This window comes from Natrialbaceae archaeon AArc-T1-2 (genome assembly GCF_030273315.1).
Taxonomy (GTDB): domain Archaea; phylum Halobacteriota; class Halobacteria; order Halobacteriales; family Natrialbaceae; genus Tc-Br11-E2g1.
In genome coordinates, this window is the sequence record NZ_CP127174.1 from 1958174 (window position 1) to 1974366 (window position 16193).

General features: G+C 64.3%; 21 protein-coding genes. 12 read left to right on the forward strand and 9 right to left on the reverse strand.

Annotation, left to right across the window (positions count from 1 at the left end):
- The first annotated feature begins 1 nt into the window (after position 1).
- Positions 2-469 (forward strand): nitroreductase/quinone reductase family protein, encoded by a 468-nt coding sequence (locus QQ977_RS10060; RefSeq protein WP_285925612.1) that lies wholly within the window; start codon positions 2-4, stop codon positions 467-469.
- A 114-nt stretch (positions 470-583) separates the two neighbouring features.
- Here the strand turns inward: QQ977_RS10060 and QQ977_RS10065 are convergent, their stop codons facing one another.
- The 3 genes from QQ977_RS10065 to QQ977_RS10075 form a co-directional block, all read right to left on the reverse strand.
- The gene (locus QQ977_RS10065; protein WP_285925613.1) at positions 584-1618 is read right to left on the reverse strand and encodes an A24 family peptidase C-terminal domain-containing protein; all 1035 of its coding nucleotides are present in this window, start codon (positions 1616-1618) and stop codon (positions 584-586) included.
- A gap of 136 nt (positions 1619-1754) precedes the next feature.
- Positions 1755-2549 carry a VOC family protein gene (locus QQ977_RS10070; protein WP_285925614.1) on the reverse strand — a complete coding sequence of 265 codons (795 nt, stop codon included), beginning with the start codon at positions 2547-2549 and terminating at the stop codon, positions 1755-1757.
- 51 nt (positions 2550-2600) lie between these two features.
- The gene (locus QQ977_RS10075; protein WP_285925616.1) at positions 2601-3506 is read right to left on the reverse strand and encodes a DUF7139 domain-containing protein; all 906 of its coding nucleotides are present in this window, start codon (positions 3504-3506) and stop codon (positions 2601-2603) included.
- 130 nt (positions 3507-3636) lie between these two features.
- On the opposite strand from QQ977_RS10075, the gene QQ977_RS10080 reads away from it, so the two are divergent.
- The 3 genes from QQ977_RS10080 (at position 3637) to QQ977_RS10090 (ending at position 5794) form a co-directional block, all read left to right on the forward strand.
- Positions 3637-3921: a DUF5789 family protein gene (locus tag QQ977_RS10080; protein WP_285925618.1), complete on the forward strand. Its 285-nt coding sequence runs from the start codon at positions 3637-3639 to the stop codon at positions 3919-3921.
- Positions 3922-3924: 3 nt separating this feature from the next.
- On the forward strand, positions 3925-4623 hold the full coding sequence (locus tag QQ977_RS10085; RefSeq protein WP_285925619.1) for a CPBP family glutamic-type intramembrane protease: 699 nt from the start codon (positions 3925-3927) through the stop codon (positions 4621-4623).
- A gap of 130 nt (positions 4624-4753) precedes the next feature.
- A complete protein-coding gene (locus QQ977_RS10090) occupies positions 4754-5794 on the forward strand; it encodes an AI-2E family transporter (RefSeq protein WP_285925620.1) in 1041 nt (346 codons plus the stop codon).
- Here QQ977_RS10090 and QQ977_RS10095 read toward each other — a convergent pair.
- Genes QQ977_RS10095 through nreA form a run of 3 tightly spaced genes read right to left on the reverse strand, consistent with a single transcriptional unit; the run spans position 5791 to position 7607 of the window.
- Positions 5791-6051 carry a hypothetical protein gene (locus QQ977_RS10095; RefSeq protein ID WP_285925621.1) on the reverse strand — a complete coding sequence of 87 codons (261 nt, stop codon included), beginning with the start codon at positions 6049-6051 and terminating at the stop codon, positions 5791-5793. The two genes, QQ977_RS10090 and QQ977_RS10095, sit on opposite strands and share 4 nt — an antisense overlap.
- Before the next feature lie 24 nt (positions 6052-6075).
- A complete protein-coding gene (locus QQ977_RS10100) occupies positions 6076-6252 on the reverse strand; it encodes a hypothetical protein (protein WP_285925623.1) in 177 nt (58 codons plus the stop codon).
- A gap of 59 nt (positions 6253-6311) precedes the next feature.
- Positions 6312-7607, reverse strand: a complete 1296-nt coding sequence (gene nreA, locus QQ977_RS10105; protein ID WP_285925624.1) for a DNA repair protein NreA — start codon at positions 7605-7607, stop codon at positions 6312-6314.
- Positions 7608-7727: 120 nt separating this feature from the next.
- Here nreA and QQ977_RS10110 point away from each other — a divergent pair, with 120 nt between their 5' ends.
- Positions 7728-8330 carry a DUF4399 domain-containing protein gene (locus QQ977_RS10110; RefSeq protein WP_285925625.1) on the forward strand — a complete coding sequence of 201 codons (603 nt, stop codon included), beginning with the start codon at positions 7728-7730 and terminating at the stop codon, positions 8328-8330.
- Between the two features lie 291 nt (positions 8331-8621).
- Here QQ977_RS10110 and QQ977_RS10115 read toward each other — a convergent pair whose 3' ends face one another.
- Positions 8622-9587 carry a transcription initiation factor IIB gene (locus QQ977_RS10115; RefSeq protein WP_285925626.1) on the reverse strand — a complete coding sequence of 322 codons (966 nt, stop codon included), beginning with the start codon at positions 9585-9587 and terminating at the stop codon, positions 8622-8624.
- Between the two features lie 161 nt (positions 9588-9748).
- Here QQ977_RS10115 and rnhA point away from each other — a divergent pair, with 161 nt between their 5' ends.
- Positions 9749-10342 (forward strand): ribonuclease HI, encoded by a 594-nt coding sequence (rnhA, locus tag QQ977_RS10120; protein ID WP_285925628.1) that lies wholly within the window; start codon positions 9749-9751, stop codon positions 10340-10342.
- Between the two features lie 42 nt (positions 10343-10384).
- A complete protein-coding gene (locus tag QQ977_RS10125; RefSeq protein ID WP_285925629.1) occupies positions 10385-11008 on the forward strand; it encodes a DUF7108 family protein in 624 nt (207 codons plus the stop codon).
- On the opposite strand, the gene QQ977_RS10130 is transcribed toward QQ977_RS10125, so the two are convergent.
- Positions 11009-11368 (reverse strand): PadR family transcriptional regulator, encoded by a 360-nt coding sequence (locus QQ977_RS10130; protein WP_285925631.1) that lies wholly within the window; start codon positions 11366-11368, stop codon positions 11009-11011.
- Between the two features lie 191 nt (positions 11369-11559).
- Between QQ977_RS10130 and QQ977_RS10135 the strand changes: the two genes are divergently transcribed.
- The gene (locus tag QQ977_RS10135; RefSeq protein WP_285925632.1) at positions 11560-12093 is read left to right on the forward strand and encodes an inorganic diphosphatase; all 534 of its coding nucleotides are present in this window, start codon (positions 11560-11562) and stop codon (positions 12091-12093) included.
- A 51-nt stretch (positions 12094-12144) separates the two neighbouring features.
- Here QQ977_RS10135 and QQ977_RS10140 read toward each other — a convergent pair whose 3' ends face one another.
- Positions 12145-12945 carry an SIR2 family NAD-dependent protein deacylase gene (locus tag QQ977_RS10140; RefSeq protein ID WP_285925634.1) on the reverse strand — a complete coding sequence of 267 codons (801 nt, stop codon included), beginning with the start codon at positions 12943-12945 and terminating at the stop codon, positions 12145-12147.
- Between the two features lie 189 nt (positions 12946-13134).
- Between QQ977_RS10140 and QQ977_RS10145 the strand changes: the two genes are divergently transcribed.
- The 4 genes from QQ977_RS10145 (at position 13135) to QQ977_RS10160 (ending at position 16126) form a co-directional block, all read left to right on the forward strand.
- A complete protein-coding gene (locus QQ977_RS10145; RefSeq protein ID WP_285925635.1) occupies positions 13135-13410 on the forward strand; it encodes a type II toxin-antitoxin system VapC family toxin in 276 nt (91 codons plus the stop codon).
- A 61-nt stretch (positions 13411-13471) separates the two neighbouring features.
- A complete protein-coding gene (aspS, locus tag QQ977_RS10150; protein ID WP_285925636.1) occupies positions 13472-14776 on the forward strand; it encodes an aspartate--tRNA(Asn) ligase in 1305 nt (434 codons plus the stop codon).
- 88 nt (positions 14777-14864) lie between these two features.
- A complete protein-coding gene (gene aglF / locus QQ977_RS10155; RefSeq protein WP_285925637.1) occupies positions 14865-15599 on the forward strand; it encodes a UTP--glucose-1-phosphate uridylyltransferase AglF in 735 nt (244 codons plus the stop codon).
- A gap of 80 nt (positions 15600-15679) precedes the next feature.
- Positions 15680-16126 (forward strand): DUF371 domain-containing protein, encoded by a 447-nt coding sequence (locus QQ977_RS10160; RefSeq protein WP_285925638.1) that lies wholly within the window; start codon positions 15680-15682, stop codon positions 16124-16126.
- Positions 16127-16193: the final 67 nt, after the last annotated feature.

Below are 16193 nucleotides of genomic sequence, written 5' to 3' on the forward strand. Positions count from 1 at the left end.
GGTGTCCCGAATTCGGGATCGGTTCATCGCGGTTGCACTCGCGCTCGAGGCCCGCGTCGCGAATCCGATCGTCGCCGCCGTGCTTCGCTCTTCGTTCCACCCACTTTTGAGCCGGTGGTTGCTCGTCCTCTCTTACGAGGGGCGACGGAGCGGTCGTCGGTACACGACGCCGGTGCTCTATCGCGAGGTCGACGACGAACTGTACCTCGTCACGCCCGCCGCCTACACGACCTGGTGGCGAAACTTCGGCGGTGGCCACCCGGCGACGGTCCTGTACCGGGGACGGTGGCGACGCGGCGTCGGCTCTCTCGTCACCGACGCAGACGCCGTCATTGCCCACCTCCGATGGCTGTTCGCGCCGGTTCGACGGTTGAGTCGGACGTTTCTCGGCCGATCGCGTCCCGGCGAGGATCGGCTCCGTCGGATCGGCTCCGGACTCGTACTCGTCGTCGTCGACCTCGAGCAGTGAGCGCTCATACTGTCGGTCAGACGTACGTGATCTACCCGTGAGAGCGGACGGGCTGACACACGCTGTACCGCCGGTTCTGGCACACGCCAGTTCACCGGTCCATGACCGACAGTATCAAAAGACCAGCCCGACCAGCAGATCCCCGTAGACGAGTGCGATCACGAAGCCGACGAAGACGGGAACGAGAAACGGTATCCCCGGCGAGACCCAGACGCGATCGGCCTCGGCGACCGCCTCGAGTCCCGCCCGGAGTTCGGCTGGCGTGGTGCCGTAGGCGCTTCCCTCGATGTCCTCGAGAAACGCTTTTGCTCCCCACGGATCGTCGATCGGCCGACTCCCGTCACGCGGCGTGTGCGGCCAGTCCTCGACCGTCGTCGATCCGTCGTCGTCCGGTTCGTCGGCGTCGCCCCCATCCGTCGAATGTGTGGCGGTCACGATGCCATCGGTCGGTGGGTTCGGCTCGTCCGGCAGGCTGGCCGGATCGCGGTACCGTGCCGGCTCGTCGCGAACGTCGGCGAGCGTGAGCCCTCGCCAGCGCAGGTACATTCGCAAGGCGTCGAGGTCGAGCCCGCCGCGGGCCCGGCCGTCGGGCGATGCGAGTAGCCTGCCGTGTACCTCCGGAAGCCGTTCGGCGGCGATCGGCCGCCCGACGAACGTGATCGGTCCGACCCGACCCGCGGCGGCGTTGCGGATCGCGAGCGAGACCGGGATCGCAAGCGCGACGACGACGGCGTTCGTGAGGATCGTAAACGCGAACGAACCGACCGGCGTAGCCGTCAGCGGAAACGAGTAGCCGGCGACGACGTACACCGGGTAGGTCGGATACAGCAGAGCGAGCACCAAAAGCGCCTTGGCGTCGGCCCCGCCGAAACCGCCGATCCACCAGAACAGATACGCAAGCGGCGCGACGAAGCCGAGACTGACCGCCGCCGGGAGGAGAAACTCTCGAGACCAGACGACCCCTCCTGCGTGCCAGGCCGTCCAGCCGTCCCAGACGAGCAACGCGGCTCCGAGCACGCCGAGGGGGATCCAGACGGCGCTCGGGACGCGCCGGATGCGGACGTCGCGGACGGCTGCCCACGCGAAGACGGGGACGGCGACGAGCCGAAGTAGGTCCGGCACCGTCGCCGACACGACCGCAAGCGTCACAGGCTGTCACTCTCGAGCGTGGGGGCGTTACTGTTTCGGCTCCGGAGCAGTTCAGTTCCGGGATTGGATGCTGAATCGGATCGATTCCCTCCGCGTCGGGATGGTCCGAGAACCGAAAGCGGTGACGAACGAACCGTTAGAACGGAAACAGCGACTCGGCCTCGAAGTCACGCTCTAACAGTTCGATCTCGTGGCCGTCCTGGTCTTTCGTGAACGCGTACATGTCGTCGTTGCTCTCGGGGTCGCGGTAGTCTTCGGCCTCTCGTTCCAGCAGCGTCTCCCAGTCTTCCTGGAGGTCGTCGACGCGGACACAGAGGTGGCCCCAGGCGTCGCCCACGTCGTACGTTTGGCCGTCGTAGTTGTAGGTGAGCTCGACGGCCATCGCCTCCTCGGCGGCGTCTTCGGGTTCGACGAAGTAGTTCGCGAAGGTGTCCGCCTCCCAGCGGCCGACCGCCTGGTACTCGAACTTCCGGGTCCAGAAGCCAAGCGCCTCGTCGGCGTCTTCGACGCGGATCATCGTGTGATCGAGCGACCACGTCGGGAGCTCGGGGTCGCGCTGGACGAGTTCGATCTCGTGGCCGTCGGGGTCTGTGACGAACGCGTAGCTGCCGCCACAGGACTCGGGATCGCGGTAGTCCTCAACGCCGCCTTCCATCAGCCGTTCGTAGTGGTCCTCGAGTTCGCCCTCGGGGACGCGGACGGCGACGTGCCCCCAGGCGTCGCCTAACTCGAGGTCGTCTTCGCCCTCGTTGTGGGTCAGCTCGAGCATCGCTGCCTCCTCGCCCAGCTCCTCGGGTCCGAGGTAGACGATGGTGAAGCCGTCGCCCTCGTAACGGTCTTTCTCCTCGTACTCGAGGTGACTCCGGTACCACTCGAGGGAGGTCTCGAGGTCGGCGACACGCATCATGACGTGATCGAGCGTACCCTGCATGGGCGAGACATCGGGAGCGACCGGCAAAAGGGTAGCGAAGAACCCGATTCGTCAGCCGTGATTCGCCGTCCACTCCTCGCAGGCGTCCATGTCTTCCATCGTTCCGTCGTGAAAGCCACAGTAGGGGACCATCCCCGAGGACGACCGGACGTACCGGAAGTGACGGCAGTTGCCACAGTACCGGTCGGTTGGGTCCGGATCGGGAGACGTCGGCCCTGACTCCGGCCCGTCGACGAGTTCGGCGTCGTGGCCGTCGCCGTCCTCGAGCGGCGACGAGATCTCGGTAGTCGTCGACCCCCCGTCGCCGGCCGGCGCGCCCGCACTCGGCTCCGTCGACGACGCCGACGCCGACGTGCTCGAGTCGGTCGCGACGTCTCCCGTCTGGGTTTCGACGTCGCCATCCGGGGTCCCGCCGAGCAGTCCGACGCCGCCGAGACCGGACGTGGCGTCGCGTTCGACCTCGACGACTTTCGTCTCACCCTTTCGGGTGACGTTCAACTCGAGTGCGCCGCCGGGATCGTTTCGGGTCTTGAAGTTGACGACGGCGGTAAACAGCGATCCGATCGCGCTGAAAAAGCCGATCAGGTAGACGGTCGAGACGAACAGCGTGAGGTCCTGTCCGTGGCCGTCCCAGTGGACGGGGTAGGCATACCAGAAGAGCGCAACCCCGAACAGACAGATGCTCGCGCTGATCGCTGCCGCTGCCTGGATGCGACGGCCTGCCGGCAACACCACGAACACGCCGACGAGCACGACGGGAGCAGCGAGACCACCGATGATCCCGCCGTACTCGCGGGCGGTGAGCGTCTCGGCGACGACGAGATCGGTAGCCGCGACGATGACGGCCAACACGGCGAGCGCCGCCCCTGCCACCACGAGTCCCATCCCTGCGTACAGCCGTCGGAGGCTCGACACCTCCCGTTCGCTCGCTTCGTAGACCTCCGTCAGGCTGGTCATGCCCGACCCTTCGTCTTCCGAACACAAAACGATACGTCAGACAACTACCATCGAACGGAGAGGACGGGGCGTGTGATCAATGCTCACGGAAGCGAAACCTTGAATCGACGCGCTCACAAACGTCTCTCCCATGAACGACGAGGACGAAGAAGAACACGCCGTAACGCTGGGAGAACGAACGCCGGTCGAGGGGGCACCACTTGCCCGCGTCACCGCCCGATTGACCTGGCCGAAAGAAGCGAGCGAAATCGATCGACTCGAAGGCGACAGCGTGATCAGGACGCCGGAGGGCCCACGAGAGCTGTCTGCGATCCTCGAGGCGGTCGACGAGACGTACTTCGAGCGCCGACAGGAGTTCGAAGAGCACGTCCGGGCGGTCGTCGGCACCGGTCCGGTCCCGACCGTCGACGAGTAACCCGTGGCGAGCGAGGGGGGCCACGCCGGCGTTCGCTGGCTCCGGGATCGTCTCACGGGCCTGACGTGGGTCCAGCGGTCGTTGCTCGTCGGTGCGCTGTGTACCGTCCTGTGGTCGAACGCCACCGCGTCGGGACTGACCGATCGCGTGGTGATAGACGGCCTGCTCCTGTTCGCTGGCCCGCTCGTGTTGGCGCTGACACACGGCAGACACATCGGCTGGCGAGTAAACCGAGTCGCGATCCGAAACGCCGTCTTGCTCTCGCTTTTCGTGCTTCCGTTCTATCTCGTGGGATCGACGCTGCCGACGATCCGGTCGTTTTACCCGATGTGGGAGACGACGACCGCGCCGAGGGAGTTCGTTCCACACGCGGTACAGCTGTTTTTCCTCGCACTCGCCGCAGAGACCTACTACCGCGGGCTGCTCTGTGTCGGCGTCAGGGAGATCGGGTTCACGGCGGTGTTCATCAGCCCCGTCGTCTACATGTTCCACCACTGGGGGAAACCACCGATCGAGTTTCTGCTCTCGGGCCCGACCGACGTCCTCTTCGGCGCGGTCGATTACCAGTCGAACTCCATTCTCCCCTCCGTGATCGCCCACGGTGCCGGCCTCGTGTTGCTCGACTGGCTCGTCCTCCACGACCCGCTTTTCGATCCGACGCCGCTGCTTCGACACCTCGAGTGGATACCGATTCCGCTGTGAGGCGACTGAATCGGCCTGTCCCGGGCCATCGTCGTCGTCGTTCGACATCGCGTTTCGCCCGCTGACTTCGACCGTCCGGTCGGTCGCCGATAATGTCAACGTTTACGTATCGCTGGCCGCACCTCGGCGTATGGACGTTCGAACCGGCTTTTTCGCCCTCCTCGTCGCTCTTCTCGCGACTCTCGGGTTCTTGATGGTCGCCCCGTTTCTTCAGTACGTGATGGCTGCTGCGTTGCTCGCGTTCGTGTTGTATCCCACCCACGAGCGACTGTCACCGACTCTCGGTCCTCGCGCGTCCGCAGCGGCGCTTACGTCGCTCGCGTTCGTCGCGGCCGTCGTTCCGCTGTTGATCTTCTCGCTCGTCATCATCGAGACTGCGATCACCTTTCTCGAGGATCTCGACCAGAGCGACGTCGACAGTGCGACCGATTCGATCCGGGACGTTCTCGTCGACGGCCTCGGTATCGATCCGGACTACGTCGACGAGCTCGAGGCGGCGGCTCTCGAGGAGTTCGAGCAACTGGTCGCGGCGTCGACCGAGATCCTGCTCGGACAGGTGCTCGGCTTGCTCGATACGACGATCCACATGGGACTCGGCGTGATGATCCTCGCGTTTCTCCTCTATTACTTTCTCGTCGACGGAATTTCCCTCCTCGAGTGGATCCGGGATGTCACGCCACTCGAGGACGCGGTCCAGACGGAGCTGTTCGAGGAGATGTCGGTCGTCACCTGGGCGGTGATCCAGAGTCACCTGCTGGTTGCGATCGTCGAAGGGATCCTCGGCGGGTTCGGACTCTACGTCGTCGGCGTCTCGAACGTGGCGTTCTGGACGGTCGTCATGATCGTCGTCTCGGTCATGCCGATCGTCGGCGTCTGGCTGGTGTGGGGTCCCGCGGTGGTGTACCTGTTCGCGACCGGCGACGTCACCGGCGGCCTGTTCCTGTTGGGCTATGGAGTCGCCGTGTTGTCGGTCGTGGACAACTACCTCCGGGCGATCTTCGTCGACCGGAGTTCGGGAGTCCATCCCGCCGTCGTGCTCGTCGGCGTCGTCGGCGGCATCTACCTGCTCGGGATCATGGGGCTGTTTCTCGGTCCAATCCTGCTCGCGGTGTTCAAAGCGAGCGTGGTCGTCTTCAGTCGCACGCAGGAGACGGACGGGACGCCTGCCTAGCGGTCGTCCCCGGAGCCGTTCTCGGGTCTCTTCTCGTCGACCTGTTCGTCCTCGAGCGCGTATGCGGTGTCCTCGGCGTCTGCCGTCTCGAGGTCGTCGGCCTCGAGTTGCTCGAGGTACTGTTCGGCATCGTGCCGAATGTATCCCGCGACGACCGCGAGGACGGCGATCACGAAAAGCGGCATGCCGACGAGCATCACGAGCGCGAGTGCGACGTCGAACAGGCTGGGGTCGCCGGGGAGGACGGCTACGAACATACGGTATCCTCGCCCGCGGTTGGGTTATGCCCTTTGGCTTCCCTCCGTCTCGTCCGTCTCGGCCGGGGCGGCGTCGTCCCTGCCCCGTGTGACCGCGACGAACAACGCGAGCGGGATGACGACGTAGAAGACGACCATCACCGGGAGCAGCCACAGCTCCGTCCCCCCGAGACTCGAGGCGACCGCTGGCGTCGGGTCCATACGCGACGGCTAGAAGGACGACGAGGAAACCGTTGTGGCCTGGTCGCCGAATCCCACGGCTACGTGTCGAACGCGTCCAGGCTCGACTGCAGCCCGGCCGCGAGTTCGGATTTCCGTCGCAGCCGCGCCGGCGAGACCGGGAGCCGGTCGGCGACCGTCGCGACCGCCCCGTGAAACGTTTCGCTCTCCCCGGACCCACCCTCGAAGGCGTTGCGGACGCTCTCGCGAACCTGCCAGACGCCGACGGGAGCCCAGTAGTCGTCGCTTACCTCCCGGAGCACGAGACACTTCGCCTGGCGGCCGATCGACTCGAGGTACTCGAGCACCCCGAGCCGGGCGGCGTAGTAGGCTCCGGCGGTCTCCTCGACGTAGCTCGAGCGCCCGTCGTAGCCCTCCGAGGCGGCGGCCATCCAGACGTCGCCGTGTGGGTCGGGATTCCAGATGCTTCCCGGCGACTTGATCTCGACGAGTTCGAACTCCCAGCGCCCGGGTGCGAGGATGATCCAGTAGCGGTTACCCACGTACTCGGTGGCCCAGACCCGGACCTCGTCGACGCTCGAAGCCGATCGGATCCGCCCCCGGAGGTACTGTCCGATCGTGTCGTCGACCGCCGTGATCGACCACCGCGTCGGAACGAGTCGGCGGTTCTCGGCCCGCCCGAGCGCGCCGGCAGAGAGGATCGAGTCGATCTCGTAGACGTCGAATCCGCGCCGATAGAGGTAGGTCATCGCGCCCTGGGCCTGCCAGTCGTCGTCCTCGAGGGTCTTTTCTACCGGTCGCGGCACGTGCGGATTCTCCGTGAGATCCGCCGACCGTGCGTTCGCACGCGGCCCACGCGGCGTCGCGACGTCCGTCCCGGCATCCAGGCCGAGATCCGGCGTCGACTCGAGACCGATCTCGAGGTCGACGGGCCGGTCCGCGATCGCGACTTCCCGCCCGACGCCGACGATCCCCTCCCAGACGTCCGCGACCGAGGACGCGAGCCGGCTGGCGACCGACGGCGACTCGACGTCCGCCCGTTTGCTCGAGTTCAACAGGCCGGTCCGCCGTCGAAGGACGTCGTCGATGGCGTATCCCTGGCGGTACCAGTCCGCGTCGGTGACGTACTCGCTCGCGCTGTCTTCGTCGCCGACCGGCGAGAGGAGTCCGACCGGGACGTTCGGATAGCTCGAGCGACCGACGAAGATCGACGGCGCCGTCGAACCCACGTAGGTGTCGTCGCTGACGGCGGCGTCGAATCGCCGTTCGAACCGCTCGAGGTGGTCCGTGATCGCGTAGGACTTCTCCGTTGCGAGGCGACGGCGCTCGGCCTCCGCGTCGGGCTCGAGATCCTCGATGTAGTCGTCGAGGCGCATTCGGTCGTCGTTGGGGCGAGACGACTTTGAATGTCTCGTCCGGCGGTCTCGAGCGACTCCGATTCGAGCCCGGCACTTGCACGCCGAACGAACACGACCGACACTACGCTAGCAGGGGCGATGACACGCACGTACTCTACGCGACGACGACTACTCGCTGCAAGCGGTGCGATCGGGCTTACAGCGGTCGCGGGCTGTACCGACGCGGTTCCGGACGGCGAGGACGAGGATGACGAGGACGGAGACGAAGGCGAACCCGAGGCCGAGCCGGCAACGGACGTCGAAGACGACCCCGAAGAGGAGGCGCTGGATGACGAAGCGGAAGAAGAGGAAGTAGAAGAGGAGGTCGAGGGAGAGCCCGCTGAAGACGTCGACTACGAGGGCCCTGACGGGAGCGTCTCGTTCGCCGAGCCGGAAGACGGAGACGAGGTCACGAGCCCCGTCGAGATCGTAATGGAGGCGGACGACTTCGAGGTCGAGTCGGCCGGAGGCGAACCCGAAGACGGACAGGGTCACCTGCACGTTCTGGTCGACGTCGACTGCGTCGAGCCGGGCGAACCGATCCCCTTCACGGACCGACACAATCACTTCGGTGACGGCGAGACGGAAGTCGAACTCGACTTCGAGCCGGGCGAGTACGACCTCTGTCTCCAGGCCAGCGACGCGGGCCACATCGCGTACGATCTCACCGACGAGATCTCGATTACCGTCGTCGAAGAGTAACCGTCACCGAAGACGACGGCATCTTCGAGGTTGCCAGAACGACGGGTGAGGAAAGAATTCGTCACGTTCCCGTCGTCGACAGGGAGAACGCTCGAGGGGATCGCCTCGCTCGACGACTCGTGGTCGTGCTGGCGAACTCGCCGGTGCGATCGAAGCGCAATCGCCGCGGTTCTGACGCGACCGATCGGGAACTCTCGGACGGAGACGAAGCTATGCGGTGGGCGGGTGAAACCGCGGTCAGCTACCTATGGCTGTACCGCTGGCTTTCGTTGCTCCGCTGTGAACGGCTGTCTAACCGTGGATCCCCATCGCTTCGATCTGTTCCTGATACCGGTTCCGGATCGTCACTTCCGTCACCTGGGCGACGTCTGCGACTTCGCGCTGGGTCTTTTTCTCGTTGCACAGAAGCGACGCGGCGTAGATCGCTGCCGCGGCATAGCCCGTCGGTGACTTGCCCGACAGCAACCCTTCCTCTGCGGTCTTTTCGATGATCTCGTTTGCCTTGGTCTGGACTTCCTCCGAGAGTTCGAGTTCAGAACAGAAGCGAGGGACGTACTTTTTCGGATCCACGGGTTTCATCTCGAGGCCGAGTTCCTGCGAGATGTATCGATACGTCCGACCGATCTCTTTGCGTTCGACGCGGGAGACCTCGGAAATCTCTTCCAAGCTGCGCGGAATGCCTTCCTTTCGGCAGGCGGCGTACAGTGCCGACGTCGCAACCCCTTCGATTGATCGCCCCCGGATGAGATCTTCTTTGAGCGCGCGTCGGTAGATGACCGACGCGACCTCGCGAACCGATCGTGGGACACCGAGTGCGGATGCCATCCGGTCGATCTCCGAGAGTGCAAACTGAAGATTACGCTCGCCTGCGTCTTTGGTTCGGATGCGTTCTTGCCACTTTCGCAGCCGATGCATCTGGCTGCGTTTTTTCGAGGAAATCGACCGACCGTAGGCGTCTTTGTCCTTCCAGTCGATCGTCGTCGTCAACCCCTTGTCGTGCATCGTCTGCGTCGTCGGCGCACCGACGCGGGACTTCTCCTGTCGTTCCTGGTGGTTGAACGCCCGCCATTCCGGACCGGGGTCGATCTTTTCTTCTTCCACGACGAGCCCGCAGTCCTCACAGATGAGCTCGCCCCGGTCGGAGTCCTTAACGAGGTTGTCCGAGTTACATTCGGGGCAGGCACGTACCCCTTCGTCTTCGGACTCGGCCTCGTCCATCTCGCGCGTTCGCTCCCGCTGGCGGGTGGACCGTGTCATCGCACTTTTATAGTAGTATCACCAAGATATATAAACCCTTGGGAAGAGCGACGACGCCACATCCAGTTCCCCCAAAATACGGCGTCTCGACCGCCTCGAACTGTCGAATTCGATCCGGAACCAGAAAGGTTTTACCCGGACTATCGCGTCAACAGGAACGAATGCCGGTCATCGAATGCGACGTCGAGGGGGCACGCGAACGGCTCGAGGACGCGGGTGTCGAGGTCCGTCCAGGTAACACCGAGCACGAACGGTGGCGTGCCTACCGCGGCGACGCGACGGCGATCGCCTACGACGACAAAGTCGTCATTCAGGGCGCGAACCCGCGGGATATCGAGGCGTTGCTACGCGAAGACGGCGGACGCGCACACGTCTACTTCGACGGTGCCGCACGCGGTAACCCCGGCCCGGCCGCCGTCGGCTGGGTGATCGTCACGAGCGACGGTATCGTCGCCGAGGGCAACGACCGGATCGGGCGTGCGACGAACAACCAGGCCGAGTACGAGGCCCTGCTCGCGGCACTCGAGGCCGCCCGCGAGTACGGCTACGACGAACTCCACGTTCGGGGCGACTCCGAACTGATCGTCAAACAGCTTCGCGGGGAGTACGACGTGAACGATCCCGACCTCCGAGAGAAACGCGTCCGCGCGCTCGAGCACCTCTCCTCGTTCGAGGAGTGGACGATCGAACACGTCCCCCGCGAGGTCAACGACCGGGCCGACTGCCTCGCGAACGAGGCGCTCGAGGACGCATAAAACCGACAACGAAAAACGCCGTCGGGAACTACGGTCTCGAGAATGACGCCCGAGGACGTCACAGACGGTGCGGACGGTCCTGACTCGTCAGACGCGACCGACGAGTCCGAACTGCCGGCCGAGACCGTCGAGGAGGCCGAACGACTCACCCGACTGGCCCGGAACGCGATCGACGAGAACGAACGCGACGCCTACCGACGACGTCGCGAAGACGTGCTCGAGCCCCACGGATTCACGGCTCGAGTCCGAACCGAGGACGCGGGCGACGTGCTCGTGCTCTACCCTGCGGAGTGGCGCGAAGACGGCGTCATCCGAACCGACCGCATCGACGACCTCTCGCGTGCGGTCGAGATTCGACTCGACGGTCCGGGCGACCCGGACGACTGGGACGACCTCGACGCCGCGAACAGAGCGCTCGTCGACGCCGTCCGAAAAGTCCACGGCGACGTCCACGGCGACAACGCGGCCGCGTTCGCGGACTTCATGAGCAATCACTACGCGCGTCCGATGACGTCGGCGACCGGCGACGAGATCACGGAGTTTCGTACCGAGTACTTCGTGCGCAACGCGTGGCCGTCGAAAAAACAGCGGGAGGTGATCGAGGAGTCGATCGCTCTCGTCTTCGAGACGGCAGGCGAGTCGGTCCCCGAGTTTCGGTGTCAGTAGTCAGTAACTCTCGTCGACGAGCCCGTGGAGTTCCTCGGCGCGTTCCTCGCCGTTGACGACCTTCGAGAACGTCCACTTGATGCCGTCGAGGACGGCCTCGTAGCCGTCGTCGGTCAGCGAGTACTGGTTCGTTCGCTTGTCGAGTTCGCTTTTCTCGACCAGACCCAACTCGACGAGTTCGTCGAGGTTCGGATACAGTCGACCGTGGTTCACTTCGGCTCCGTAGTACTCCTCGAGTTCGCGTTTGATCGCCAGCCCGTACATCGGTTCCTTGGCGAGGATAACGAGGATATTACGCTGGAAGGCGGTGAGTTCACGTGCGATACCCTGACTGCCGGTAATTGATTGTGCCTCTGACATACCCGTGTAAATGTAACCGCACTATTTAAGACTTGCCAACTATTCGCGGCTTCGTGATTGTGTGGTGACGACGATCCAGACGGCATACGTGTACCGACTGAGGGAGCGCCCTCGGCCGTAGATAGCCGTCAGCGTGCATCTGTAATTCGATTACGAAAGTACTTTTTGGTCGTCCCTGGATTCACAGGTGTATGGTGAATCTGTGGGAAGACCTCGAAACCGGACCGAACGCGCCCGAAGAGATCTACGCCGTCGTGGAGTGTCTCAAAGGAGAACGGAACAAGTACGAGTACGACAAGGACGTGCCGGGCGTGGTGCTCGACCGCGTCCTTCACAGCAACGTTCACTACCCAAGTGACTACGGGTTCATCCCGCAATCGTACTACGACGACGAGGATCCCTTCGACGTGCTCGTGCTCGTCGAAGACCAGACGTTCCCGGGCTGTATCATCGAGGCACGTCCGGTCGCGCTCATGAGGATGGACGACGACGGCGAACAGGACGACAAGGTCATCGCCGTCCCCACCGAGGATCCCCGGTTCGATCACATCGAGGATCTCGAAGACATTCCCCAACAGACCGTCGACGAGATCGACGAGTTCTTCGAGACGTACAAGAACTTAGAGGAGGGCAAGGACGTCGAGACGCTGGGCTGGGAGGATCGCGAGGCTGCCTACGACGCGATCGAACACGCACAGGACCTCTACGAGGAACACTTCGGCTGAGGCCGAGACGAGAGACCGGCTTTCGCCGCGTTCGTGTCGACGCTGTACCGGTCAGCACCGCCTGTCGACTGCGTCCCGCAGCCGCGGAAGCACGTCGGTGACGTCCTCGCGGAGCACGACGGCCGCAGTTCCGTCGTGAGGCGTTTCCTCGAGGTTGACGATGCCGACGGTCCCGCCGGACCGACCCGCCTGTCGGGGCAACGAGGCGGCCGGCTCGACGACGAGCGACGAGCCGATCGCGAGGAAGACGTCGCTCTCGCGAGCGAGCGACTGCGATCGCTGCAGCGTCGCCGCCGACAGCTGCTCGCCGAAGAGAACGACGTCCGGCTTGTAGACGCCGCCACACTCACACCGCGGCGGGAGGTCCCCGTCGCGGATGCGCTCTAGAATCGGATCATTTGGTCGCTGCCTGCCACAGTCGACACAGCGAACCCGGTGGGCGTTGCCGTGGAGCTCGAGCAGTTCGGCTCCCGTCTCCGGGACGGTTCCGGGGTCCGGGTCGTCGTCGGTGACCGCCCTGGCCGCCTCGGCGTGGAGCCCGTCGGTGTTCTGGGTCGCGACGGCCTCGAGATGGCCGGACTCGCCGAGGTCGGCGAGCGCCTCGTGGGCGGCGTTTGGCGCGACGTCCCCGTCGAACATCGTCTCGTAGAGCTCGAGGCGATCCGTCCAGAAGCCGGCCGGGTCGCGCTGGAACCGGCCGTAGGTGAACTGCCCTTCCTCGAAGCGTTTCCAGACGCCGTCGTCGCCACGGAACGTCGGCACGCCAGAGGGTGCGGAGATGCCCGCGCCGGTCAGCGCGACGACGGTGTCGGCGTTCCCGATCTCTTCGGCGAGTCGCTCGAGGTCGTCCATGGTTCCAATAGCGGGCCGGGAGTCAAAGTTCGACCGATGGAGCCATCGCCACTCGATTTGCCGCCGCAGGATCTATATATATACACAGCTCAAAAACACAGGGACGCAGATGGGAAGCAAGAGTATCAGTGTTCGGGACGAGACGTATCGTCGTCTCGACCGGGAAAACCGGGAAGGCGAGAGATTTCGGTGTCGACGCTCACGGTGACGGCGGTCGGTTACGATCTCTCGGATTCCGATCGGGAACGGTTCGAACGGATCGTCGGACGCGTCGACGTCCTTCCCTACGGGCTCGAGGAAGCGAAACGAGCGACGAGAGAGCACCGCGAGCTTCGCCGAGACGGGACACAGGTCGGTGCGATAGACGCCATGATCGCTGCGACGGCGATCGAGGCGAACAGGCCGGTCGTTACCCGGAACGTGGCCGAGTTCCAGCGAACGGGCGCGGCCGTGACGCCGTACTGAAACCGAATCGGTTTTGGAACGAACGATTGCGCTTAAGTCCCGGCTCCGACAAGCGAGGGGTATGCAGGACCGAACCTACACGGCCGAGGCCGAGCCGGGCGAGGAAGTAACCGTCGCCGGCTGGGTCCACGAGATTCGCGATCTCGGCGGCATCGCCTTCCTGATTCTCCGGGACAGCTCGGGCAAGATTCAGGTCAAATTCGAGAAAGACGAGATGGACGATGACCTCGTCGAGACCGGTCTCGAGGCCGGTCGCGAAAGCGTCGTACGCGTCACCGGCGCGGTCGAAGAAGAGCCACGTGCACCGACTGGCGTCGAGGTTGTCCCGGAGTCCGTCGGGGTTATCGCCGAAGCCGATCCCGAACTTCCACTCGACCCCTCGGGCAAGGTCGACGCAGACCTCTCGACGCGACTCGACAATCGAACGCTCGATCTCCGCAAGGAGGAGGTCCAGGCGATCTTCGAGATTCGCGCCGAGATCCTGCGGGCCGCCCGCGAGCGGTTCCGCGAGTTCGACTGTACCGAGATCAACACGCCGAAGATCGTCGCCACCGGTACCGAAGGCGGCACCGAACTGTTCCCGATCACCTACTTCGGCCGCGAGGCCTTCATGAACCAGAGCCCGCAGCTGTTCAAGCAGTTGATCGCCGGCTCGAACGTCGAACGCGTCTTCGAGATCGGACCGATCTTCCGCGCCGAAGAGCACAACACGCCTCGTCACCTGAACGAGGCGACCTCGATCGACTTCGAGGGCGCATTCTGCGAGGCAAGCGACGCGATGGACGTCGCCGAGGGCGTCGTCACCGCCGCCTACGAGGCCGTCGCCGAGAACTGCGCCGAGGAACTCGAGGCGCTCGGACTGGCAGACGAGTTCGACGTTCCCGAGGAGACGTTCCCCCGCATCACCTACGAGGAGGCCATCGAGCGCATCAACGCGACGGGCGAACTCGACGAACAGCTCGTCTGGGGCGACGACCTGCCGACTGAAGGCGAGAAGGCCTTAGGCGACGACGTCGGCAGCCACTACTTCATCACCGACTGGCCGAGCGAGATCAAACCCTTCTACATCAAAGACCACGACGACGACGCCGAGCTGTCGACCGGCTTCGACCTGATGCATCCCCGGATGGAGCTGGTCTCGGGCGGCCAGCGCGAACACCGCTACGAGAAACTCGTCGATGGCTTCGAACAGCAGGGACTCGACCCCGAGCAGTTCGAGTACTACACGAAGATGTTTAAATACGGTATGCCACCTCACGCCGGTTTCGGCCTCGGTGGCGAACGGCTCGTGATGACGATCCTCGGTCTCGAGAACATCCGCGAGGCCGTTCTCTTCCCGCGAGATCGCCAGCGGTTGTCGCCGTAGGATTCGCCGCCCCTCGAGCGGAAACTCGGTGGCCGAGGAAGCGAGTAGTGAGAAAGTATATAGTTACTCGCTCTCGACAGTTCGAGACATGCAAGCAGTCGTCCTGGCCGCGGGCAAGGGGACCCGCCTTCGGCCGCTCACCGAGGACAAACCGAAAGTCCTCGTCGAAGTGAACGACAAACCGCTCATCGAGGACGTCTTCGACAACCTCCTCGAGATCGGCGTCGACGAGTTGATCGTCGTCGTCGGCTACATGAAAGAGAAGATCATCGAGCGCTACGGCGACTCTTACGAGGGCGTTCCCATAACGTACACCCACCAGCGCGAACAGCTCGGATTGGCCCACGCGATCTTGCAGGCCGAGCCCCACGTCGAGGACGATTTCGTGCTCATGCTCGGGGACAACGTGTTCCGGGGGAACTTAGGCGACGTGATCAACCGCCAGCAAGAAGAGCGGGCCGACGCTGCCTTCCTCGTCGAGGAGGTTCCCTACGAGGAAGCCTCCCGTTACGGCGTCTGCGACACAAACGAGTACGGCGAGATCGTCGAAGTTGTCGAGAAACCCGACGAGCCACCGTCGAATCTCGTCATGACCGGCTTCTATACGTTCACGCCGGCGATCTTTCACGCCTGTCACCTCGTCCAGCCCTCCGACCGCGGCGAGTACGAACTCCCCGACGCGATCGATCTGCTGATCCAGTCGGGCCGGACCATCGACGCGATCCGGATGGACGGCTGGCGCGTCGACGTCGGCTATCCCGAGGACCGCGACCGGGCAGCACAACGGCTCCAGGAGATGGACGCGCCGATGCCAGCCGAGTAGACGAGCGGCCCACGCCGTTCGTGTCCGTCGCCGCCGTCCGATTCGATCCCGTTTTCCGATCCCAGTTCCGTCGTCCGGATATGGCACTCGAGGAGGTCATCCACGCTCGCGGACACGAACACATAAGCGCCGATCACGCGAGCACGTTCGAGGTGACGACCGACGACTACCTCACGCCGGCCGGCGACTGCATCCTCGCGATCTGTGCCGACCGCGCGCCGGCGGACTTCGATCCGGCGTTCGTCGAAGCCTGTCGGGACCCCGAGGCGACGATCACGATGACGATCGCAGCCGACGGCTACGAGGAAACCGTCACCGGACGCGGTGATCCCGACCTCGAGTTCGCGAGCGAACGCAGCGCGGTCGGTCGAACGAGCGAGTACGTCGACGACCGCACGGTGATGCTCGAGGCGGCGTTCGCCGCCGAAGGGTTCGATCGGGACCTCGTCGATGCGCTCGCCGACGGTGCCGAGGCGACGATCCGGCTGGCCGTCTCGTCGGTTCGAGACGACTCCCGACCGGAATAGATCGATCGAATCGTTCGCTTTGATTCACAAAAGGACAAGACTGAAGTTTAGACTCGCTCTAATACCC